Source organism: Halomonas sp. SIMBA_159, assembly GCF_046536035.1.
Lineage (GTDB): Bacteria > Pseudomonadota > Gammaproteobacteria > Pseudomonadales > Halomonadaceae > Vreelandella > Vreelandella venusta_A.
In genome coordinates this window covers 1-328 of the sequence record NZ_JAWJBT010000236.1, presented here as the reverse complement: position 1 = coordinate 328, position 328 = coordinate 1, and the positions used below count along the sequence as shown (strand labels likewise).

Here is a 328-nt window from a genome sequence, read left to right as displayed (position 1 = left end):
GGCCCTGATCGAAAAATATAACTATTCAGGCCCCCGCTACACCTCTTATCCGACGGCCCTGGAGTTTCAGCCCGACTTTACCGCCGTGGATTTCACCGCCGCCTGCCAGCGCTATCCCGAGCGCCGTTTGTCGCTCTATATCCACATTCCGTTCTGTCACACCCTGTGCTATTACTGCGGCTGTAATAAAGTCATTACCCGGCATGCGCATAAGGCCGACATCTATCTGGCGGCCCTGGACATTGAGATTCGCCAGCGTGCTGCCCTGATGCGTGGCCGGGCAGTCAGTCAGCTGCACCTGGGCGGCGGGACGCCCACTTTTCTGACC

1 pseudogene is annotated in these 328 nt (G+C 58.5%); it reads left to right on the top strand.

Going from position 1 to position 328, the window contains the following annotated elements:
* Positions 1 to 328: pseudogene (locus R0J87_RS19120) on the top strand (oxygen-independent coproporphyrinogen III oxidase); the annotation flags it as partial.